Annotated in this window: 21 protein-coding genes; 11 read left to right on the top strand and 10 right to left on the bottom strand. The window is 39.8% G+C overall.

The annotated features are described in order from the left end of the window. Window positions 1-2: 2 nt before the first annotated feature. From B9Y87_RS13110 to B9Y87_RS21945, 4 genes are all read right to left on the bottom strand, one after another. On the bottom strand, window positions 3-518 hold the full coding sequence (locus B9Y87_RS13110; RefSeq protein WP_245808707.1) for a GNAT family N-acetyltransferase: 516 nt from the start codon (window positions 516-518) through the stop codon (window positions 3-5). A 105-nt stretch (window positions 519-623) separates the two neighbouring features. Continuing rightward, a complete protein-coding gene (locus B9Y87_RS13105; RefSeq protein WP_085499444.1) occupies window positions 624-3,764 on the bottom strand; it encodes a DEAD/DEAH box helicase in 3,141 nt (1,046 codons plus the stop codon). Continuing rightward, on the bottom strand, window positions 3,761-4,150 hold the full coding sequence (locus B9Y87_RS13100) for a (deoxy)nucleoside triphosphate pyrophosphohydrolase (RefSeq protein ID WP_085499443.1): 390 nt from the start codon (window positions 4,148-4,150) through the stop codon (window positions 3,761-3,763). Before B9Y87_RS13100 ends, B9Y87_RS13105 begins: the two co-directional genes overlap by 4 nt. Before the next feature lie 58 nt (window positions 4,151-4,208). Further along, complete coding sequence (locus tag B9Y87_RS21945) at window positions 4,209-4,544, bottom strand: DNA cytosine methyltransferase (RefSeq protein ID WP_085499442.1); 336 nt, start codon at window positions 4,542-4,544, stop codon at window positions 4,209-4,211. Between the two features lie 530 nt (window positions 4,545-5,074). Here B9Y87_RS21945 and B9Y87_RS13090 point away from each other — a divergent pair. Beyond that, window positions 5,075-5,707, top strand: coding sequence for a 7-carboxy-7-deazaguanine synthase QueE (locus tag B9Y87_RS13090; protein ID WP_031445035.1), 633 nt, complete (start codon window positions 5,075-5,077; stop codon window positions 5,705-5,707). A gap of 628 nt (window positions 5,708-6,335) precedes the next feature. On the opposite strand, the gene B9Y87_RS13085 is transcribed toward B9Y87_RS13090, so the two are convergent. Then, the gene (locus B9Y87_RS13085) at window positions 6,336-7,550 is read right to left on the bottom strand and encodes a DNA polymerase Y family protein (protein WP_085499441.1); all 1,215 of its coding nucleotides are present in this window, start codon (window positions 7,548-7,550) and stop codon (window positions 6,336-6,338) included. Between the two features lie 381 nt (window positions 7,551-7,931). After that, window positions 7,932-8,102, bottom strand: a complete 171-nt coding sequence (locus B9Y87_RS22375; RefSeq protein ID WP_178347017.1) for a DUF6747 family protein — start codon at window positions 8,100-8,102, stop codon at window positions 7,932-7,934. Between B9Y87_RS22375 and B9Y87_RS21810 the strand changes: the two genes are divergently transcribed. Next, window positions 8,093-8,296, top strand: coding sequence for a hypothetical protein (locus B9Y87_RS21810; RefSeq protein ID WP_139827227.1), 204 nt, complete (start codon window positions 8,093-8,095; stop codon window positions 8,294-8,296). The genes B9Y87_RS22375 and B9Y87_RS21810 overlap by 10 nt on opposite strands. 208 nt (window positions 8,297-8,504) lie before the next feature. Here B9Y87_RS21810 and B9Y87_RS13075 read toward each other — a convergent pair whose 3' ends face one another. Genes B9Y87_RS13075 through B9Y87_RS13060 form a run of 4 tightly spaced genes read right to left on the bottom strand, consistent with a single transcriptional unit; the run spans window position 8,505 to window position 12,975 of the window. Beyond that, the gene (locus B9Y87_RS13075) at window positions 8,505-9,371 is read right to left on the bottom strand and encodes an acyl-CoA thioesterase (RefSeq protein ID WP_085499439.1); all 867 of its coding nucleotides are present in this window, start codon (window positions 9,369-9,371) and stop codon (window positions 8,505-8,507) included. A gap of 44 nt (window positions 9,372-9,415) precedes the next feature. After that, window positions 9,416-10,957, bottom strand: a complete 1,542-nt coding sequence (locus B9Y87_RS13070; RefSeq protein ID WP_085499438.1) for an acyl-CoA carboxylase subunit beta — start codon at window positions 10,955-10,957, stop codon at window positions 9,416-9,418. 49 nt (window positions 10,958-11,006) lie between these two features. Next, window positions 11,007-12,482: an acetyl-CoA carboxylase biotin carboxylase subunit gene (accC, locus tag B9Y87_RS13065; protein WP_085499611.1), complete on the bottom strand. Its 1,476-nt coding sequence runs from the start codon at window positions 12,480-12,482 to the stop codon at window positions 11,007-11,009. 13 nt (window positions 12,483-12,495) lie between these two features. After that, window positions 12,496-12,975, bottom strand: coding sequence for an acyl-CoA carboxylase biotin carboxyl carrier protein subunit (locus tag B9Y87_RS13060; protein ID WP_085499437.1), 480 nt, complete (start codon window positions 12,973-12,975; stop codon window positions 12,496-12,498). Window positions 12,976-13,581: 606 nt separating this feature from the next. On the opposite strand from B9Y87_RS13060, the gene B9Y87_RS13050 reads away from it, so the two are divergent. From B9Y87_RS13050 to B9Y87_RS13010, 9 genes are all read left to right on the top strand, one after another. Beyond that, window positions 13,582-14,088: a c-type cytochrome gene (locus tag B9Y87_RS13050; protein ID WP_085499435.1), complete on the top strand. Its 507-nt coding sequence runs from the start codon at window positions 13,582-13,584 to the stop codon at window positions 14,086-14,088. Between the two features lie 18 nt (window positions 14,089-14,106). Beyond that, complete coding sequence (locus tag B9Y87_RS13045; RefSeq protein WP_085499434.1) at window positions 14,107-14,688, top strand: fasciclin domain-containing protein; 582 nt, start codon at window positions 14,107-14,109, stop codon at window positions 14,686-14,688. A 34-nt stretch (window positions 14,689-14,722) separates the two neighbouring features. Next, the gene (gene nosZ / locus B9Y87_RS13040) at window positions 14,723-16,684 is read left to right on the top strand and encodes a Sec-dependent nitrous-oxide reductase (RefSeq protein ID WP_085499433.1); all 1,962 of its coding nucleotides are present in this window, start codon (window positions 14,723-14,725) and stop codon (window positions 16,682-16,684) included. Window positions 16,685-16,817: 133 nt separating this feature from the next. Continuing rightward, complete coding sequence (locus B9Y87_RS13035) at window positions 16,818-17,462, top strand: hypothetical protein (RefSeq protein WP_085499432.1); 645 nt, start codon at window positions 16,818-16,820, stop codon at window positions 17,460-17,462. 9 nt (window positions 17,463-17,471) lie between these two features. After that, window positions 17,472-17,906: a nitrous oxide reductase accessory protein NosL gene (locus tag B9Y87_RS13030; protein WP_085499431.1), complete on the top strand. Its 435-nt coding sequence runs from the start codon at window positions 17,472-17,474 to the stop codon at window positions 17,904-17,906. Between the two features lie 114 nt (window positions 17,907-18,020). Beyond that, window positions 18,021-18,314 (top strand): cupin domain-containing protein, encoded by a 294-nt coding sequence (locus B9Y87_RS13025; RefSeq protein WP_085499610.1) that lies wholly within the window; start codon window positions 18,021-18,023, stop codon window positions 18,312-18,314. Beyond that, a complete protein-coding gene (locus tag B9Y87_RS13020; RefSeq protein WP_085499430.1) occupies window positions 18,314-19,552 on the top strand; it encodes a nitrous oxide reductase family maturation protein NosD in 1,239 nt (412 codons plus the stop codon). Before B9Y87_RS13025 ends, B9Y87_RS13020 begins: the two co-directional genes overlap by 1 nt. Beyond that, a complete protein-coding gene (locus B9Y87_RS13015) occupies window positions 19,549-20,259 on the top strand; it encodes an ABC transporter ATP-binding protein (protein ID WP_085499429.1) in 711 nt (236 codons plus the stop codon). The genes B9Y87_RS13020 and B9Y87_RS13015 overlap by 4 nt, the downstream gene beginning before the upstream one ends. Beyond that, the gene (locus tag B9Y87_RS13010) at window positions 20,252-21,034 is read left to right on the top strand and encodes an ABC transporter permease (protein ID WP_085499428.1); all 783 of its coding nucleotides are present in this window, start codon (window positions 20,252-20,254) and stop codon (window positions 21,032-21,034) included. Before B9Y87_RS13015 ends, B9Y87_RS13010 begins: the two co-directional genes overlap by 8 nt. Window positions 21,035-21,057 lie beyond the last annotated feature (23 nt).

Genomic DNA, 21,057 nt, shown 5'->3' with positions numbered 1-21,057 from the left:
GGTCAATATTTCAGATACATGATGTGGTTGGGGTTGGAGTGAGTTTCCGATATTTTAAAATTAAACTCCCCAACCATCCTAAATCCAGTTTTTAGGTAAAAGTTCAGTGCTTTTTGATTCTCTTTCCAAACCGCCAACCAAATACCGTTCTGATGGTTTTGTTTAGATAATTCAATAATAAGATCGACTAGCTTTGCACCTAAATTTTTCCCATAATATTCTTTTAAAAGATACAACCTGTCCAGTTTAGTTATGTTTGGATCCTTGATATTAACGTTGGAAGTGTTTAATTCAATTTTTGAAAAGCCTGCAATTTTATCATTGAAAGAGACCAGATGGTATAGGATATTTGCATTCTCAAATTCCTTATTAATGGCCGCCTTGTTATAGGTTTTAGCAATAAAGCTGTTGATGTCTTCTTTTGAAGCGCTGTGCCCGTGGGATTCCCAAAAGGCTTGTTTTCCTATTTCGGCAATTATTTGGGAGTGCTCCCTATTTGCCTGTGTTATTTTAATCATTGGGTTTGCTTACTTTTTTTTTGGGGGGTAACGCAATACTCTAAGTGTCTCGTTCGTCTGTTGAATAAGGCAGGTTGGCGCCGGCGGGGAGAACTGAAAATTTAATTATCCTACTCTCAGTTTTGCTGCATCATTCCATAAATAATGTGGCATTGGCTCATTCAATTCCCACTTAATATTCATAGGTTTAGCACCATAATAATCCCTAATAGCGCCTTCACCAATGAACACATATCCCATTGTATTTCCATATTCGTCATTAGCTTTTTCTCTTACAAACAAAAGAATTTTCTTATTATTTTCATGATGCTTTATGTAGGATAGACCCTTTGATGTTTCTGGGCTTGTTGAATTTTGACTCTGCCAATGAAATAAATATTCATTTATAGCATAGTCGTCATACATTGTTGTAGGAGAGAAATTTTCTTCTGATTTGATAAGATTTATGAAAAGTAATTCAGTATCTAAAGCGGTGTTTTCTGCTACTCCTTCTCTGCTAGGCCATTTTTTTTCGAAAGTGCTTAATCCAAAAGCAGCTAAAATTTGATCCCTTGTGTATCGAGCATGAACCTTTAGTGGTTGATCGTATGGTAATTTAATGTTTATTTCTTTAAAGTCAATATGGTCAATTAAAATTTCAAGTACTTCAATTATTTCTTCAACCAAAACCTTATTTTTACTAATGGTACGAATACTTTCTTCAAGTGATTTAAATCCGTTTGCTTTTTGCCAGATGTCGTAATGAAGCATTAAGAGCATGGTTCGTTCTTTAGAATTGAATTCTGTCAAATTCACTAGGAAATTTGCTTTTGCCAGTTTTAGTATAAATCTAAAATAACTTGTTGAGCTTGTTGAGAGCCATTTTTTATTAATAGCTGAAACAATTTCTTTTTCATTATTTTTTTGAAAATCATCGATAATGCCCGCTTCTTGACATAAACGTTTCCAGCTCCCTCTCTTATAAATTGATTGTATTGAAATAGAGTTAAATTCTAAAAAGTTTTTGAGGTTAAGAGGAAGTGTGGTTTGCTGCTTAAATTTTTTAATCTTACTAATAATTTGATTACGATTAAGGTTAGTAGCAGCTTTTATGTTTTCAAGAATTGTTTTTTTTGCTTTCTCTTCCAAAATGATAGAACAGCCTATTGGCAAATGTGGAAAATTGTCTTCTATTTCTTTGTGGACTTTAGTCGCGGTTTTACCTATAAGCGCCCTGAATTTATTTTCAAAATTGTATTCTGGTCTGGCATTTCCAACAAAGTCTAATACGGTTAAACAATCTTTGTCATTTGCTAATCTCAACCCTCTTCCTAATTGTTGTAAGAAAATTGTTAAGCTTTCTGTAGGTCTCAAAAAGATTACAGTATCAATCTCCGGTATGTCCACTCCCTCGTTGAAAATATCTACGACGAATAAATAATTAATTTCTTTATTCAGCAATTGATTTCTAATAATATCTCTATTTTGATCATTTTCACTTGTGAGATAGTCCGCTTTAAATCCGGCTAAAGTAAATTTTTCTGCCATGAATTTTGCATGTTCCATAGAAATGCAAAAGCCGATAGCTTTCACATCAGTTTTATCTTTTGTGTATTTCTCTAAAGCATCAATGATTTCTTGTACTCTCCTGTCATTGGCAGTGTATAAATTGGTCAACTCGCTTGCAACATATCGACCACGAACCCATGTAGCACTGGATAAATCGATGCTGTCAGTAATACCAAAATATTGAAATGGACAAAGTAGCTTTCTATTTAAAGCTTCTGGCAGTCTAATCTCGGCTGCAATTCTATTGTGGAAGTCTTCTTGAATGTCGCCACCATCCATTCTTTCAGGTGTGGCAGTCAAACCTAAAAGTACTTTTGGCTTGAAATAATTTATAATCTTTCGATAGCTGTTTGCTGTAAGGTGGTGGCACTCATCAATTACTATGTAATCAAAATATTGAGGTGATAAATTTATATTTTTGAGTTTATTGTTTAGCGTTTGAACAGAAGCGAATACGTATTCATAACTATTGGGTTCTAAGCCATTCACCCACAACTCGCCAAAATTATTGTCCCTTAAAATTCCCCTGTAAGTAGATACAGATTGTGAAAGTATTTCTTTTCGATGTGCTAAGAACAAGAGCTTGGAAGATTTGTTGTTTTGTTTAAAGTTTTTGTAATCAAATGCTGAGATTACCGTTTTCCCCGTTCCTGTAGCTGCTACAACTAAATTTCTATTTCTGTCATGTACAATTCTTTCAACTTCAAGTTTTTCTAAAATCTCTAACTGAAAAGGATAAGGTTTGATGTCAAAAAATGAAAGGTTGATTTCGGAGGATTTAGATATTTTCCGCTGGTTCAAAGAGCTAATGAGTTTTTCTTTATGAATAGAATCGTCAAAAGTTTCAAAATCATCGCTTTGCCAATAGGAGTCAAATGTCTTCTGAAATTTATCTATAATATGGCTCACCTCTTTTGTTGTAATTTTTATATTCCATTCTAAACCATCCGTTAGCGCAGACCTGGAAAAGTTTGAAGAACCAATATAACCTGTATGAAAACCAGTGTTTCTGAAAAACAAATAAGCCTTTGCATGAAGCCTCTCATTACTTGTATTGTAAGATATCTTAACTTCTGTATTCTCTAATTTTGAAAGTAACTGAATAGCTTTGTAATCGGAAGCTCCCATGTAGGTTGTGGTTATTAACCTTAGCTTACCTCCTCGTTTAGTAAACTCCCTTAATTCTCTTTCAAGAATAATTATTCCTTTGAATTTTACAAAGGATACCAAAAAGTCAATCCTGTCAGCGGATAAAATTTCCTTTTTCAGTTCACTCTCAAGTGATAAGCCCACATTGCCTCCGGTAAAAAGTTCGCTATGGGTTAGTCTAGTGTAAGGCGTTATTTCTTTTAAATGTAGGTCGAAATCTGAAAAATGAGCATCAACTTTTGTAAATACTGCTTTTAAAATCTCACCTTCAACGTCTATCAGGTCATTGTTAAATTCTTCTTTTTGAAGTTCTTCCTTTAAAATTCTGATGATTTTATTAGCTATTTCAATTTGTAACTCAATCTGCTTGTCTCCCTTTACATACTCTAATGCATGCTTTATAGTTTGCGATAAGTGCTTTGATAATATTGTGGAGGCCTCTTCTTTATCAATCTTAGTCTTGTTAATTAGGTAAGCGCTTTTATCAAGCTCATTGATTTTTTGAGCAACTAATTTTGTTACCAGTTCTTCATAAATTCCTTGAGTCATAATTCTTGTAGTTCTTTTACAATCGGTAAGTCAGCATCAGCCCAATCCAAACGGATCAGTTCTTTTTTATTCAAAAGTATATACTGTTTATGTTCCTTCAGTTTTATCTCTCCTTTTTCGTAATTGGCTAAAAAAGGAATTAATTCGATAGCAATATTTGGATATTCGAAAAAGGATGATGTAAGCCTTTTAACCAAGGTGACCTCAATGTTTAATTCTTCCTCTATTTCTCTTAAGACGCATTGTTCATCTGTTTCATTCTGTTCTATTTTTCCTCCAGGGAACTCCCATTTTAGCGGTAGATTCATGTTTTCATTTCTTTGAACAACCAAAAATTTATGATCGATAACAATTATAGCACAAGCCACTTTTATTGCATTTTTCATGAACGTAAGTTTTTTCCAATTTCAAGATATTGCAAGTCTGTACCTCCATGTTCGCTCCCTAAAAAAAATCTAATGGGTCAAATGAATCATTTCTGGTTGCTAAACTTTCAAAATAAATGTTTCTGTCACCATCAAGTAACCTAAAAATGAATTTAAATTTGCATTTAATTTCATTTTTCTGATTTGGAATAAAATCCTTTGGAAAGTTACAGGAAAGTAAAGTGTCAATATATGCGATTCTATATTCTATATAAAAATATTTAATAAGATGTTCTTTTAGTGAAAGCAGATTTTGGATTTCAACGTGAGCAATAGATTTAAAACCAGCTGGGATAAATCCTTCGGAAAGTCCTCCTGCACCGAAGAAAAAATCCATTAGTGATAGTTCTTTCATATTTATGTTAAATCCACAGTTTTTCTTTTTTATAAATTTTAGTCTTCTCCCAAAAATGTAAGAGGTGATTTTTAAATATATATTTGGTTCTGAGTAAATAAAATTCTATTTGTGTTGCAAGGTTCAACTTGGGATAACCTGTTTGTATACAATTAATCGCAATATTCAAGTGCCTAATTTAGCAATTACAAACCGAATAGAAAATCTGTATTGTCACCTATTTCTTCACATGACGTTTTCTTAAGCAAGCTAGCCCGGCAATTAGGTTTAATTGTTATTGTAGCACGCTATTTTTTTAAACTATTTTTGAATTTACTTTAATTTGACACTCAATTACCTTTGCTATAGCGCAATTGCGTTAATTGGGTCAGCATTATCTTATTCTTACAAACGCAAACCTTAGGTGTATTCTTCTGGCAGTTATAAAAGTTTAATTTACAATTTTATTGGAAAAGCAGGGATTAGCGCTTGCCAAAATATCTTTTTCTTAATTAGTAGTGCCAGAGCGGGGTATTTTCTATCTTTGCGCCATGGTAAAAGAAGATGTTTTAGCGTTGGTAGATCAAGGCCTTATGCTGCCTTTAATGGAGGAGTTTTACACGATTCAGGGCGAAGGTTTCCATAAGGGGACCGCGGCTTATTTTATTCGTGTGGGCGGTTGCGATGTGGGTTGCCATTGGTGCGATGTAAAGGAAAGTTGGAATGCGGAAACCCACCCTCCAACAGGAATAGACCATATTGTAACCAATGCGGCCAAATATTCCGATACCATAGTCATTACCGGGGGAGAACCCCTTACCTGGGATATGGGGCCCCTAACGGAAGCCCTAAAGGCCAAGAACCTAAAGACCCATATAGAGACTTCCGGAGCCTATCCGCTTTCCGGAACCTGGGACTGGATCTGTCTTTCCCCCAAAAAGAACAAGTTGCCCGAGGGCATTATCTATGACAAGGCGCACGAACTAAAGATGATCGTGTATAATAAGCACGACTTTATTTTTGCCGAGGAACAGGCGGCCAAGACCAATAAGGATTGTATTTTGTACCTGCAGCCGGAATGGAGCGTACGGGACAAGGTAGTTCCCTGGATTGTAGAGTATGTTATGCAAAACCCCAAGTGGAAAGTGTCCCTACAGACCCATAAGTATTTGAATATACCTTAGTCAAGAGCCAAGAGCCAATAGCCAATGGGCTTTTGAGTTATGATTTAAAGTGGTCAACCTACATTAAGGACGTACATTTTTAAACTTTAAACCTTGAACGTCTAAGATCTAGTCTCTAGGTTCTAGGTTCTTTTTTCTCACTACTCAATTCTCACTACTCCACACCGATTCCCTACAACTGTCGAATCGTTTTTAAACTTTAAACTTTCCAACTTTGAACTTTAAACACAGTCTCACTGTTTCCTTCCTCCAGTGGCTTCGACTCCGCTCAGCCACCTAGCACTGTTAACTGTAATCTCTTCTAGGTTCTAGTTTCTTTTTTCTCGCTACTCATTACTGATTGCTCACGACTTATTAATTGACCATAAGCAGGCACCCCTTCCGTCTCCTCGCCTGATAGTTGAGGATCCACCTTCCCCTAGCTAGGGGAAGGAGCTTTTTTTGAGAGTGATTGCTAGTTTTGCTGTCTTCTTCGCTCTCGACTACGCCAGCCTTCAGGTATGGTGACTGAATCTTCGAAATGTCGGAAACGACTTTGAACCTTGAACTTTCCAACTTTGAACTTTGGGCACAGCTCACTGTTTCCTTCCTCCAGTGGCTTCGACTCCGCTCAGCTACCTAGCACTGTTCACTGTTTCCTATGAGCCAATACAATAGGGGGCTGGCCGTTAAAAGGATTGTGCATTCTGCCAATGGTCTTGGCATCCATGCCGGAGGCCCTTATAACGCTCTTGTCCCCATAGCGTTCCCTAATCTTGTCCAAGGCGTTGTACAGGTTTAATATTTCCTCGGTATCATCAAATAGATCTATCTGGTAGTTGCCCTGAACCAAGTGACTGAAACGAATACCGATAAGCCTAATCAACAGCCTTTTGTTGTACAATGTGTTGAAGAGGTCCAGAATCTTGGGAATCAGGATATGGTCCGCACTGGTGTACGGAATTTTTAATTGTTTGGAATAGGTATTAAAATCGGAATAGCGAATCTTTACCGCAATGCAGGCGGTAAGTTTTTTTCCCCTCCGCAACTGATAGGCCAGATTCTCGGTCATGGCAATAAGGATTCCCCTTAGTTTAATGACGTCTATGGTATCCCTCTCAAAAGTACGTTCGGTGGAAATGGATTTACGTTCGGAAAAAGGGATAACAGGGGTGTTGTCTATCCCATTGGCCCGTTTCCATATTACGCCCCCATTGGCCCCCAATACCCGCTGCATCATATCTATGGGCATTTCCTGGATGGTCTTTATTTGGCGTAATCCCAAATTGCGGAGGGTCTGGTAGGTCTTGTCGCCTACCATAGGTATTTTTTTTATGGATAAGGGCGCTAAAAAAGGCTTCTCATGGCCTATATCTATCTTCAGTTCATTGTTGGGTTTGGCCTCATTGGTGGCTACTTTGGATACTACCTTGTTTACCGACAGGCCAAAGGAAATGGGAAGTCCGGTTTCCTTGATAATCTTATGCCGCAATTCGGTAGAGAATTGGTGGCACCCATAAAAGCGGTCCATTCCCGTAAGATCTGCATAAAATTCATCTATGCTCGATTTTTCGAAGACCGGTACCTGTTCTTTGATAATATCGGATACGATATCCGAATGTTTGCTGTAGGTTCCCGCATTCCCTTTTATGATGATGGCTTCCGGACAGAGTTCCTTGGCCATTTTCATAGGCATGCCGGAATGCACGCCAAAACCTCTGGTCTCGTAGCTACATGCGGCCACCACCCCCCTGTCGCTAACGCCGCCAACGAGTATGGGCCTATGCTCCAATTTACGGTCCTGAAGTCGCTCTACGGATACAAAAAAGGTATCCAAATCCAAATGAAGTATTGTCTTGTTCATGGCATACCAAAAAAGGGTATGCTAAATTATGGAATATTTCCAATAATTTGGATAATATCCATAATTTATTTCAAGATCAATTTACGCTTGGACCAGCACCAAAAAATTACCTTGGCTATATTGTTCATATGGGGGAACTACATAACATCAAAAAAAAATAGTATAAATTGGAAGCTTGCAGAACCTAATGTTTTTGCAACAAAGCAATGCTATTCAAAGGTGTACAAAAGAATTGAGAATAAAGCTAGGAAAAAGCAAAGGAAGATCAAGATCAATAACAATTTCAGTGTCATTGGAACCTCGATCCCATCACTTTTTCCCACCAATAATTCCCTTAAATATTGCATACCTTTCATCATAAATTAATGCATTTCTTTTTAATTAGTCCCAAACAAATCCAGTGGTCAACCTAAAAATGAAAGCGTACAATACAACGGCAAACATAGCTACACTGAACCATAAGAAAGCTTTGAAATAATTTCTGACAATGATGTTTCCCAAGTTTTTAAATCCTTCTAAATAAATTTCTTTAACGAGTAATAATGTTTTCATATCTATTGTTTAATGTTATGGGGCAAAATTCGACCAGCCATGCCCTAAACGGAAATTTAGTGGTCAAAAGGGAAAAAAAATGGTTAAAAAACGGGAGGGATATTTTTGTGCGGATAAACGGTAATTTACAAGGGATAAACCGCAGAGGTGTTCAATGGACCAAGAGTTGTTTTACGGATATTATTGGTGTTTGACCGAAGAGCAGTTCATCTATCCAAGCCTGTATGTAAAAGGTGTGCGTAAGTTTGGCCTAAGGAAATGGATTGCAAAAGAATGGTTTCGGGCCTATCCAAAAATGATGCTACACTGATCCATATACGGTTAGGAGGTCCGAAAAAATGTAAATTGGACACCATCGCATAGGAGGTCTTTCTAAAATTAATATGGAATACCTCTGTGTTGTTAACCTATCCTAGTGCTGCGCATTAAACCCTCCTGTGCCACAGAGGCCACCAAAACGCCATTTCTATCAAAAATACTGCCCCTAGAAAATCCTCTGGAATTACAGGCACTAGGGCTATCCATGGTGTACAGGAGCCATTCGTCTATTTTAAAATTACGGTGGAACCATATGGCATGGTCTATACTGGCATAAAAGGTCTTCCCCTTTCTGAGTTCTTCGCGATGGGGTAGGGAGGCGGTGGTAAGAATGTTGTAATCGGAGGCATAGGCCAATAATTGTTGCTGTAGGGGCAAATCGGCTTTTACTTTTTCCGTAGCGCGCATCCACATATGGTTGAATGGCGGGCCGTCTTTGGCCAATAGGGCGGTTAACCGTTCAACGGGCTTAAATTCGAAGACCTTGGGATGAGTAAGCTTAATAAGGTTATAGGAGTCCGGATCTGTAGTTTTCATTTCCTCAATTTGCTCCAAGCTGTTCATTAACTTTTTTGGGGTAATTAAATTGGGCATGGTGATCTGGTGCTCCACACCATCTTCCTTGATCTGAAAGGATGCTGCCATATTAAATATGGCCTTGCCGTTCTGTTTGGCTACCACTCTACGTGTGGTAAAACTACGTCCGTCCCTCAGACAATCTACTTCATAGGTAATGGGAATGCTCAGGTCTCCCCCCAGAATAAAATAGCCGTGCATGGAGTGGGCCATTCTGTCTTTGGATACTGTTTGGTAGGCGGCATGTAATGACTGGCCCAAAACCTGTCCCCCAAAAACCCTGCCCCAAGGGGCCTGATAGTTTTGTCCCACAAAGGTATTGTCGTTTATACGTTCTAAAGTAAGTAATTGTATAAGTTCTTCTAAATTGCTCATGTCTTGTTATCGATTCAAAATTGCACTAAGCGATCGGTAAAGGATTACAAAGGTATATTACCGTGTTTTTTCTTGGGCAGTTGCACCACCTTATTTTCCAGCAGCGCAAAGGCTTTTATCAATTTCCTCCGGGTATCCTTGGGAAGGATTACTTCATCTATAAACCCCCTTTCCGCTGCGCTGTAAGGATTGGCGAACTTATCGGCGTATTCTTCCTCCTTTTCCTTTAGTTTGGCTTCTGGATCCTCAGCCGAATCGATTTCTTTTCTAAAGATGATCTCACTGGCTCCCTTGGACCCCATTACTGCAATTTCGGCACCGGGCCAGGCATAGTTGAGGTCGGCCCCAATATGTTTGGAGTTCATCACATCATAGGCCCCGCCGTAGGCCTTTCTGGTAATAACCGTTACTTTGGGAACCGTGGCCTCACTAAGGGCATACAACAGTTTGGCGCCATTGGTTATTATGCCGTTCCATTCCTGATCGGTACCGGGTAGGAATCCGGGGACATCTACCAATACCAAAAGGGGAATATTAAAACAATCGCAGCACCTGGTAAATCGGGCCGCCTTTTTGGAACTGTTTACATCCAAGACCCCGGCTAGGCTCATAGGCTGATTGGCAACGATGCCGATACTTTTTCCGGCCAATCTGGCAAAGCCCACCACAATATTTTCCGCATAATGCTTATGTACCTCAAAGAATGGGGATTCGTCTATGATTTCATTGATGATGTGCCTCATGTCATAAGGCTTATTGGCATTTTCGGGAATTATGGTTTCCAATTTTTCCCTGATTTCGGTATTAAGGGAATAGGGGAGCGACATGGGGGTATCTTCACAATTCTGTGGTAAATAACCAACAAGTTCCTTTATTTGCCCCAGGCACTCCAGATCATTTTCGGCTGTAAAATGGGTAACCCCGGATTTGGTGGCATGGGTCATTGCCCCGCCCAATTCTTCCGAACTCACCGCTTCATTGGTCACGGTCTTAACCACATTGGGGCCAGTGACGAACATATAGCTCGAATTTTCCACCATCAGGGTAAAGTCGGTCATGGCAGGGGAGTAGACGGCTCCCCCGGCACAGGGCCCCATAATGGCGGATATTTGCGGGATTACCCCAGAGGCCATTACATTCCTGTGAAAGATATCGGCATAACCGCCGAGAGATCTTACCCCTTCCTGTATTCGTGCCCCACCACTATCGTTCAAGCCAATTATGGGCACCCCTATCTTCATGGCCATATCCATTACCTTGCATATTTTTTCGGCATGGGTCTCGGAAAGCGAACCTCCAAATACGGTAAAGTCCTGGGCAAAAACACAGACCTGTCTGCCGTTGATGGTTCCATAACCAGTAACTACCCCGTCCCCATAAAATATCTGCTTGCCCATACCAAAGTCTTTGGTCCTATGCGTCACTAGGGCACCGAGTTCTTCAAACGATCCCTCGTCCAACAGAAAATGGATTCGCTCCCGGGCAGTAAGTTTGCCTTTGGAGTGTTGGATGTCTATACGTTTTTGGCCGCCACCCAATTTGGCCTGGGCAATTTTATCTTCTAGTATTTTCGATTTTTCCTTCATTAAATAATGCTTTATGCCTTAACAAACCTTTGGTCCAGACAGGTACTTATCATTGGGTCCGTTTTATGGGCCAATTGGAGTTTTTACTATTGGGTACTTTAAGTATGTCCTGATGTTCCAAAAACAGTTTCAATCCCACCATGGCTGCAATTTTGCGTTCCTCTTGATATTGTTGTTGCAACAGTTCCGGAGTGTAGTAGTTCTTAACAAAATGGGTGTCAAAGTTTCCTGAGCTAAAGGCCTTGTGTTCACAGACAAATTTTCCAAAGGGCAGGGTAGTGGATATGCCTTTTATCTTGTACTCCGATATGGCCCTTATCATTAGTTGTATGGCTTCTTCCCTGTCTTTGCCATAGGTAATTAATTTGGCCAACATGGGGTCATAATAAATGGGTATGGTCATGCCTTCCTCAAATCCGTCGTCCAACCTTATTCCTTTGCCCTGAGGCTGCCTATAGGTTTCCAAAGTACCCATGCTGGGTAGAAAATTGTCCAACGGGTCTTCCGCATAGACCCTAACTTCCAGGGCATGTCCTTTTATACTTAAGTTTTCCTGTGAAAATGCCAGCTTTTCATTTCTGGCAATTCGGATCTGTTGTTCCACCAAATCTATACCGGTAATCAATTCTGTTACAGGATGTTCTACCTGTAGGCGGGTATTCATTTCCAGAAAATAGAAATTTTTGTCACTGTCCAGAAGGAATTCCACCGTTCCTGCCCCTACATAGTCGCAGGCCTTGGCTACCTTTATGGCAGCTTCCCCCATAGCGGCCCTTATTTTAGGGGTCAATATGGCGGACGGAGCCTCTTCCACTACCTTTTGATGCCTTCTTTGTATACTGCATTCCCTTTCAAATAGGTGTATAATGTGGCCATGGGTATCGGCCAGAATTTGGATTTCTATATGCCTGGGAGATTCAATATATTTCTCCAAAAAGACGGCGCCGTCACCAAAAGCGGCCATAGCCTCGCTGATGGCACGTTCCATCTGCTCCTGTAATTCCGATGGCTGTTGCACCACCCGCATTCCTTTGCCACCACCACCGGCGGAGGCCTTTATTAAAATGGGGAATCCGATCTCTTCGGAAATTTTTCGGGCCAGGGCAATATCGGTAATGGACTCTTCAATACCTGGTACCATGGGAATATTGTAAGCCTTTACGGCCTCCTTGGCCGCTAATTTATTGCCCATAACCTTTATGGCATGGGGCTTGGGGCCTATAAAGGTAATTCCCTTGTCGGCTACCAGCTGTGCAAAAACGGCATTCTCACTTAAAAAACCATATCCTGGATGTATAGCTTGGGCCTTGGTTTTTATGGCTGCTTCCACAATTTTGTCCATATTCAGATAGGATTCCGAGGAAGGTGAATTTCCTAAGTGAACGGCCTCATCGGCAAAGCGTACATGGGGTGCCTCCCTATCGGCATCCGAATAGACCGCTACTGTTTTTATTCCCATATTTTGAGCCGTCCGCATAATACGTAAAGCTATTTCTCCCCGGTTGGCTACCAATATTTTATTTATCTCCATACTAAGGCTATTCCATTTCAATAATTAGCTGTCCTTTGTCCACAGCATCGTTTACCTCGACATTTATACTTTTTATAATGCCTTCCCCCTGGGAGGTGATGATATTCTCCATTTTCATGGCCGATAGCACTATCAAGGGGGTCCCCGTTTCTATTTTCTGTCCTATCGTAGCCATAATATCTATGATGAGCCCGGGCATGGGGGCTTTAATATTATTTATTTTATGGGTTTTGGTAGATAACAATCCCATTTTGTCTACCATTTGATCATACTCATCTGCCAGGACCATTTCATAAGTATTGCCATTGACTTCCAAGGTCATGGTTTTTTGGGCAAAATCGGTATTCAGAATTTTGACCTTATAGGACCGGTTGTGCCTAAGTGCGTGAAATTGCTGATTGCCTATGGGAACAATATCCAGGGATGCTATATCCTTGGAACTTAAAATAAATTTTTCCTTATCGATGGTAATATCGTAGTTGGCCATAAAATAGGGGTTCGCAATTGGGCATGGCTTTATAGTGATAAGACCATGGCGCGATTAATAATTAAAAACTAAGGATGTAAACGTTAAGTCTTAATGTAAAATGCCCATAGACCACTCCACATTATCGCAAATCATTTTATATCCCATTCTTTGGCCTTCAATGTTAACTTAAAATAAATTGAAATGACCTACAAAACTATACTTACAAATAGCACCAATGTTTTCATAGAAGTGCTTTTACTAAGATATGTAAAAGATTTAAAAGGTAAGGGAGTCAGTAGTATTTCGTATTGATCGGAAATTATTGGGTTGGTATTTTAAATCGTTCTCTTTATTGATAATCAATTGATTATTTCTTAGTAGTTGGTAATTTAATGTAAAACGTACAATGGAATAATTCTTATTGTTTAAAAATAAGGATAAAAGGATGTTTTTATCCTTTAATATGATTTTTATCATATTTTTTGTCTCTGTCCCAACCTAATTTTGTCCCAATAAATTGTTAAAAATCGCAAATTATGGTTTAAATCTATCCCATTAACAACGTTCAAATTAAAAGTACAAATAGTTAAAAACAACCTATAAACAACAAATAAAAATAAAGTGATGAAAATAATCTTAAAAAGTAGCGCAGTTCTTTTTTCAGTTTTAGTGATGAGCTGTGGTGGTAAGGAAGAAAAGAAAAAAGAAGGATTTAGCGTGGACAGGGCAAAGACCACAACGGAACAACCTGCGCCAACGCCGGCAGCATCAGATGTAAAACCCTCTGAGACCATAGATTTGACCAATAAGGGAGTAGGGCCCATTACCTCGGTAACTTTGGCCGCCGAAGTGGACCAGGAAATGGCCAAAAAAGGAGAGGAAGTCTACAACCAAATGTGTTTGGCCTGTCATAGGGTAGATAAAAAATTCATAGGGCCGGCTCCAAAAGGCATATTGGAAAGACGTAGCCCGGAATGGGTAATGAACATGATCTTGAACCCTGAGGTTATGGTAAAGGAAGATCCGTTGGCAAAAGCTTTATTGGCCGAATTTAACGGTGCTCCAATGGCCAATCAAAGTCTTACCGAAGAACAGGCCAGGGCAGTATTGGAATACTTTAGAACCTTATAATCTTAAATATATAACACTATGTTCCCGATAACCAATTTAAAAGCATTTATATTATCATTTCTGATGCTGGGCGCTATGTTCAGTTGTAAAAATGAAGCGAATACGGCAACCTCACCTACCCAGGACAAAGCCGGAACGGAGGAAATTGAAAAGCAGGGCCAGGCCTTTATCGACGATGATGGTTCTACGCCCAATGTTCTACAGATTGCCATAGGTTCCCCAGACCATACTACCTTGGTAGCAGCGGTGCAGGCCGCGGAGTTGGAAAACGCCTTGGTAAATGCAGGTCCCTTAATGGTATTTGCCCCTACCAATGAAGCGTTTGCGGCCTTGCCGGAAGGCACTGTGGAAGACCTTTTAAAGCCGGAGAACAAAGCGGCTTTGGCCAATATTCTAAAGTATCATGTTACCGCCGGTAATTACAGCAAGGAATTTTTAATGAAGTTTAAAAAATTGGGGCAGGCCAATGATCAGAACGTTGCCGTTGAGGTAGTAAGGGAAGATGTTTTGGTAGGAGGCGCTAAAATTTTGGCCAGTGTACCTGCGGGCAATGGAATAGTACATGTGGTAGACAAGGTAATGCTGCCCCCTACGGAATAATTAGAGAAATCAATAATCAAATAAATCAAAAACAATGAAAAAACATACCTATTTAGTAATGGGGCTCCTTGGCTTTGCCGCCTTATTGACTAGTTGCGGCAACGGCAATCAGGGCAAAGGTTCTTCCGGAGCATTAAATTCGAGCAATGCCGAAAAAGTCTATGTGGCCCCTGGGGAACATGACGAGTTTTACGCCTTTATGTCTGGGGGATATAGTGGCAACCTTACAGTTTATGGCTTGCCATCTGGTCGTATGTTCAAGGAAATTCCCGTATTCTCACAATTTCCCACTTCGGGCTATGGCTATTCTGAAGAAACAAAGCCCATGTTGAATACCTCTCACGGGTTTGTACCTTGGGATGATTCCCACCACCCCGATATTTCCCAAACGAACGGAGAATTGGACGGAAGATGGATCTTTATAAATGGTAATAACACGCCAAGGATTGCACGTATAAGTCTAAGCACTTTTGAAACAGAAGAAATAATTGAGGTGCCCAACAGTGCCGGTAATCACAGTTCATCTTTTGTTACCGAAAACACGGAATATGTTGTGGCAGGAACTCGTTTTTCAGTGCCTATTCCACAACGTGATATGCCCATAAACCAATACAAGGGAAACTTTCAAGGGTCTCTATCCTTTATAAGTGTTGATCCGGAACACGGCCATATGGATATAAAATTCCAAATCATTATGCCTGGATTTAACTATGATCTTTCGCATCCCGGGCGTGGAAAATCCCATGGTTGGTTCTTCTTTACTACCTATAATACCGAGGAGGCCAGTACATTGCAAGAAGTGAATTCTTCCCAGAACGATAAGGATTTTATTGCTGCTATAAACTGGAAAAAAGTTGAAGAGTATGTGAACAATGGTGGAGGCACCAAAATGCCAGCTAATTATGCACATAACGTATATGATGAGTCTACGCATACTGCAACCACTACCATGAAAAAAGAAGTTGTAACAGTCAATCCCCTAGATGTACCTGGTGCGGTATTCTTTCTACCCACTCCAAAATCTCCTCACGGTTGTGACGTAGATCCAACAGGCCAATACATTATTGGTAATGGTAAATTATCGGCGGACTTAACAATACACTCTTTTGATAATATGATTGCTGCTATTGAGGGTAAAAAGTTTGATGGTGAGGCCTATGGTATTCCTATCTTAAAATTTGAGGACGTGCTTGCAGGAACCGTTAAAAGTGGTGGTCTTGGGCCATTGCATACGGAGTTTGATGGCGAGGGCAATGCCTATACTACCTTCTTCATCTCTTCGGAGGTTGTAAAATGGAAATTGGGGACTTGGGAGGTTATCGATAGAAAACCAACTTATTACTCTGTAGGTCACTTGATGATTCCAGGAGGAAATTCAAGAAAGCCCTTTGGAAAGTATGTGGTTGCACTTAATAAAATTACTAAAGATAGATATCTGCCAGTTGGTCCAGAGATGGAACACTCGGCTCAGATTTATGATATCTCTGGTGATAAAATGGAACTTCTTTATGATTTTCCAACCCATGGGGAGCCACATTATGCAGCGGGAATCCCAGCTGAACTATTAGCCCCCAAATCGAAAAAGTTCTATAAACTTGCAGACAACAAACACCCATATGCCACCTTAGGGGCAGCGGATTCCAAAGTGGTCCGTGAGGGTAAGGAGGTACATATATACATGTCAACGATCAGAAGTCATTTTACTCCTGATAACATTGAGGGGGTAAAGGTTGGCGATAAAGTATATTTCCATATAACCAATCAAGAGCAGGATTTTGACGTACCACACGGTTTTGCTGTGATAGGTGCCAATAATTCAGAACTATTGATTATGCCAGGACAGACCAAGACATTGGTGTGGGAACCTAAGCAAGTTGGAGTTTGGCCGTTCTACTGTACCGATTTCTGTTCTGCACTTCACCAAGAGATGCAGGGTTATGTTAGGGTTTCACCAGCAAATTCCAACATAGAGTTATCCTGGTCCCTAGGCGATTAATTTGACTTATGAATAGTTTTAAGATAAAAAGCGGGTCTGGTTTAAGAAACTGCCCGCTTTTTTAACAGGTTGAAGAAGGGGACAACCATCCAAAACATTTTTCGATTTGTAAATAATAAAATGACGATAAGAAATGAAAAATGCAAGTTTAATAATGATTATTGGCCCTTTATTTTTATTGGGATTGTTTGCCTTTCCTTTGTGGAACATTATGCTGGGAGCGCCTCAATATCCAGATCCATTGGGCATGAATATTCATATTTCCGGAATTGAGGGGGTCTCAGAATTTGATTTACAGAATATAGACGGATTAAATCATTATATAGGTATGAAGACGATTCCCAAATCCGGGGAGATGTGGGAATTTGATGTTTTTCCCAAGGTTATTATAGGAATGATGATACTTGGGGTGCTTATAGGACTATTAGGATTCTTTGGAAAATTGGATTTTAAATGGTTTTTGGGCTGGTTTGTTTTGATGTCCGTTTTAGGCGTTCTGGGTATGTACGACTTTAATGCATGGCTTACAGATTATGGTTCCAACTTGGATCCACATGCCATTATTAAGGTGGTCAATGAGGATGGGACCCCTATGACCTATAAACCCCCCTTGTTGGGATACCAAAAAATGTTGAATTTTGATGTAACCTCCCTTCCTAGTATTGGGGCCTATATGATGTTTGTTGGAATGTCACTTACATTGCTGGCATCCTATATGGGTTGGAAGAGTAAGGGGACCAAGGTAAAACAACAATCTAAAGAAGTGTTAGCCGCGTAATTTAAAGATATGGTGAAGTACAGTATAGTTGTGTTTTTGTTTTTATTGTTGGTCACGTCCTGCAGTGTGGGTCCTAAGCCCATTGCCTATGGAACTGATGGATGTCATTTTTGTAGGATGACCATTGTGGACCGGCAACATGCCGCTGAAATTGTTACGGATAAAGGTAAGGCCTTTAAGTTCGATTCCAGTGAATGTATGATGAACCACCTCAAGAATATAGACGAGAAACAGGTAGCCCTATATCTGGTCAATGATTACGATAAACCTGGTGAATTGATAAATGCAACTAAAGCTACCTATTTGTTCAGCGAACGCATTCCCAGTCCCATGGGGGAATTTTTAACGGCCTTTAAGACGGAGCAAGCGGCTGTGGATGCCCTAATGACGCATGAGGGGGACCTATTGACTTGGGAACAATTAAAACTAAGATTTGGCTTATAAATATCCAAAAAGCAACCCTAGGGTTTGCGCTGGAAGGTTATCAAGAACAGGCTTTTATATTTATTCTGACATTTGGATATGTTTGGAAATAAATAGCCTAAAAAAACAATGATTATGTATACCATTAACGATCATATAAAGAATCAGGAATACAATGAGCTTCAGGTAAATAAATTGGTAAAAACAGATGCCTTGGAGATTTTGAATGTTAGCTTGGAAAAGGATGCTATTTTCCCGGAGCATACCGCACCTAGGGATGTTCAATTGATTGTTTTGGAAGGAAAGATCATCTTTCATATCAATGGTAAATCCTATTTTATAAGTGGACAACAACACTTTAGTTTTCCCAAAGATGTGCCGCATTGGGTATCTGCCGAAGAAAATTCCAAATTTCTGATTATTAGATAATGGGAAGGATAGGAGTACTTTGCTATTTTGGGTTATGTCTCCTTGGTAATCATTTATGGGCTGGGACCATAACGGTCTGTGCATCCTGTGAGGTGAAAACCATAAAGGAAGGCATAGCCGTGGCTGCTGATTTTGATACGCTTTTGATCAAAAAAGGCATCTATAAGGAATTCAATATTCAAGTCACCAAGCCCTTGACCATCATTGGGGAACACTATCCTGTAATTGATGGCGAGGATAATGGCGAAATCATAACCATAGTTTCAAACAATGTTACCATAGACGGCCTCTTTATTATAAACGTGGGCACCAGTTATACGGCAGACTATGCCGCCATAAGGGTGGTGCAGAGCGAAAATTTTTTAATACAGAACGTGGTGCTGGAAAAGCTGTTTTTCGGTATTTATTTGGAGAAGAGCAAGAATGGCAGGGTATATCATAATAAGATCATCGGGGATGCCGTGGACGAATACAATTCGGGGAATGGCATACAACTTTGGTATTCGCAAAATATAGTTGTGGACCGCAATATTGTTCAACATGTTAGGGACGGCATCTACCTGGAGTTCTCGGACAATATCACCATTGAAAATAACATTAGTTCGGACAATCTTCGGTATGGGCTGCACTTTATGTTCTCCAATGATGATATTTATAAGGACAATACCTTTGAGAATAATGGGGCAGGGGTAGCGGTCATGTTTTCCAAAAGGATAAAAATGCTGGGCAATACGTTTAAAAAAAATTGGGGGCCCACTTCCTTTGGCGTGTTGTTAAAAGAGATCAATGATGCCGAAATTACAGGCAATACCTTTGAGGAGAATACGGTGGGTGTCAGCATTGAAGGCTCCAATAGGATCAATTATTCAAAAAATAATTTCATAAAAAATGGATGGGCCATTAAAGTGCGTGGGGCCTGTTATTCCAATACATTTATCCATAATAACTTTATGTACAATTCCTTTGATCTCGCCTACAATAGCAATTTGAACGATAATATTTTTGAGGAAAACTATTGGAGCGACTATACAGGTTATGATCTGGATAGGAACGGAACAGGGGATATTCCCTACAGACCGGTAAAATTGTTTTCCTATATCGTAAACAGAACCCCAGAAACTATTATTCTGTTGCGCAGTCTATTTATGGATATTATCGATTTTTCAGAAAAAGTCTCCCCTGTTTTTACCCCTAACGAATTAGTTGATGCAAAACCTTTAATGAAAAAAATTAAATGATACAGGTTGAAAGCCTTCATAAGAAATTTGGTAAAAATGTGGTAATGGCCGGATTGGAGCTCGATATTCACCAAGGTGGAATTTTTGCCATCCTGGGGCCCAATGGTTCGGGTAAAACTACTTTGATAAAAACCTTGCTGGGGATGGTAATTCCCAACAAAGGTAGCATAACCGTGATGGATTCCCCTGTTAGAAATAAGTGGAATTATCGTCAGGACATAAATTACCTTCCCCAAATTGCCAATTTCCCAGGAAACCTTAGGGTCAAGGAATTAATTGCGATGATAAAGGATATTAGGCAAAAACCCAGCAATGAGCAAAAGTTGATCGGCCTATTTGGGTTGGAGCCCTTTCTGGATAAAAAATTGAGCAACCTTTCCGGGGGAACCAAACAAAAGGTAAACATTGTATTGACCTTTATGTTCGACAGTCCCTTGATTATTTTGGACGAACCCACCAATGGTCTGGATCCCTTATCGTTGATCCGTCTTAAGGAACTTATTTTTGAGGAAAAGGCAAAAGGAAAGACTTTCTTGATAACCTCCCATATTATGCAGTTCGTAGAAGAGGTTTCGGACCAGATCGTATACCTGCTTGAAGGCAAAATTTACTTTAAGGGCAGTATTTTGGAACTAAAGACCAAAACCGGACAAAGCAATTTTGAACATGCCATTGCGGCAATATCAACCCACAACAACCATGATTAAGATATTAAAATATAGTTTTTACGACCTAATGCGTAGCCGTTGGAGTTACGTTTATTTTCTGTTCTATCTGTTGTTGGGCTTTGTACTGCTGTTTTTGAATAACGAGCTCTCCAAGGCCGTGATTACCTTAATGAATGTTATTATTGTATTGGTGCCCTTGATCGGGACCATTTTTGGGGTAATGTATTACTACAACTCCAAGGAATTTACAGAACTACTTTTGGCGCAGCCCATTAAAAGGTCGTCTATTTTTCTAGGCCAATATTTTGGAGTTGCCGGTTCGTTGACGGTGAGCTTGGTATTGGGGCTGGGCATTCCGTTTACATTATACGGACTGTTCCAAAGTAATGCCATTTGGGATTTTTCGCTATTGTTGATAACGGGTGCATTCTTAACGTTGATCTTTACTGCTGTAGCCTTTAATATTGCCCTTGCCAATGAAAATAAGATAAAAGGTTTTGGATATGCCGTACTGGCCTGGTTGTTTTTGGCGGTAATTTACGACGGACTCTTTCTAATGTCATTAATTGTTTTTGAGGAGTATCCCTTGGATAACCTTTCCTTGATTGCAACTATGTTTAATCCAATAGACCTATCCCGGACCTTAATTTTGTTAAAACTGGATATTTCTGCACTCTTGGGGTATACCGGAGCTATTTTTAAGCAGTTTTTTGGTACAAACCTAGGGCTTTTAATGTCTATCTTTATGCTGTTCCTTTGGACGGTCATCCCCGTATGGCGTTTGGGCTATGTTGCCAAAAGAAAGGATTTTTAATAGTACCTTTAGTTCAATTCCCT

It is taken from the genome of Arenibacter troitsensis, from assembly GCF_900177645.1.
Taxonomy (GTDB): domain Bacteria; phylum Bacteroidota; class Bacteroidia; order Flavobacteriales; family Flavobacteriaceae; genus Arenibacter; species Arenibacter troitsensis.
Note: the sequence above shows the minus strand (reverse complement) of the source record. Positions and strands in the feature narration are given on the sequence as shown.

What these genes read in the sequence shown, in the direction of transcription:
- B9Y87_RS13100 (WP_085499443.1), bottom strand. Translation starts at nt 4,150, where the DNA reads ATGAAAAATGCAATAAAAGTGGCTTGTGCTATAATTGTTATCGATCAT.
- B9Y87_RS21810 (WP_139827227.1), top strand. Translation starts at nt 8,093, where the DNA reads ATGTTTTCATATCTATTGTTTAATGTTATGGGGCAAAATTCGACCAGC.
- B9Y87_RS13050 (WP_085499435.1), top strand. Translation starts at nt 13,582, where the DNA reads ATGAAAATAATCTTAAAAAGTAGCGCAGTTCTTTTTTCAGTTTTAGTG.
- B9Y87_RS22375 (WP_178347017.1), bottom strand. Translation starts at nt 8,102, where the DNA reads ATGAAAACATTATTACTCGTTAAAGAAATTTATTTAGAAGGATTTAAA.
- B9Y87_RS13085 (WP_085499441.1), bottom strand. Translation starts at nt 7,550, where the DNA reads ATGAACAAGACAATACTTCATTTGGATTTGGATACCTTTTTTGTATCC.
- B9Y87_RS13060 (WP_085499437.1), bottom strand. Translation starts at nt 12,975, where the DNA reads ATGGCCAACTACGATATTACCATCGATAAGGAAAAATTTATTTTAAGT.
- B9Y87_RS13045 (WP_085499434.1), top strand. Translation starts at nt 14,107, where the DNA reads ATGTTCCCGATAACCAATTTAAAAGCATTTATATTATCATTTCTGATG.
- B9Y87_RS13090 (WP_031445035.1), top strand. Translation starts at nt 5,075, where the DNA reads ATGGTAAAAGAAGATGTTTTAGCGTTGGTAGATCAAGGCCTTATGCTG.
- B9Y87_RS21945 (WP_085499442.1), bottom strand. Translation starts at nt 4,544, where the DNA reads ATGAAAGAACTATCACTAATGGATTTTTTCTTCGGTGCAGGAGGACTT.
- B9Y87_RS13015 (WP_085499429.1), top strand. Translation starts at nt 19,549, where the DNA reads ATGATACAGGTTGAAAGCCTTCATAAGAAATTTGGTAAAAATGTGGTA.
- B9Y87_RS13030 (WP_085499431.1), top strand. Translation starts at nt 17,472, where the DNA reads ATGGTGAAGTACAGTATAGTTGTGTTTTTGTTTTTATTGTTGGTCACG.
- B9Y87_RS13035 (WP_085499432.1), top strand. Translation starts at nt 16,818, where the DNA reads ATGAAAAATGCAAGTTTAATAATGATTATTGGCCCTTTATTTTTATTG.
- B9Y87_RS13110 (WP_245808707.1), bottom strand. Translation starts at nt 518, where the DNA reads ATGATTAAAATAACACAGGCAAATAGGGAGCACTCCCAAATAATTGCC.
- B9Y87_RS13070 (WP_085499438.1), bottom strand. Translation starts at nt 10,957, where the DNA reads ATGAAGGAAAAATCGAAAATACTAGAAGATAAAATTGCCCAGGCCAAA.
- B9Y87_RS13020 (WP_085499430.1), top strand. Translation starts at nt 18,314, where the DNA reads ATGGGAAGGATAGGAGTACTTTGCTATTTTGGGTTATGTCTCCTTGGT.
- B9Y87_RS13025 (WP_085499610.1), top strand. Translation starts at nt 18,021, where the DNA reads ATGTATACCATTAACGATCATATAAAGAATCAGGAATACAATGAGCTT.
- B9Y87_RS13010 (WP_085499428.1), top strand. Translation starts at nt 20,252, where the DNA reads ATGATTAAGATATTAAAATATAGTTTTTACGACCTAATGCGTAGCCGT.
- nosZ (WP_085499433.1), top strand. Translation starts at nt 14,723, where the DNA reads ATGAAAAAACATACCTATTTAGTAATGGGGCTCCTTGGCTTTGCCGCC.
- B9Y87_RS13075 (WP_085499439.1), bottom strand. Translation starts at nt 9,371, where the DNA reads ATGAGCAATTTAGAAGAACTTATACAATTACTTACTTTAGAACGTATA.
- B9Y87_RS13105 (WP_085499444.1), bottom strand. Translation starts at nt 3,764, where the DNA reads ATGACTCAAGGAATTTATGAAGAACTGGTAACAAAATTAGTTGCTCAA.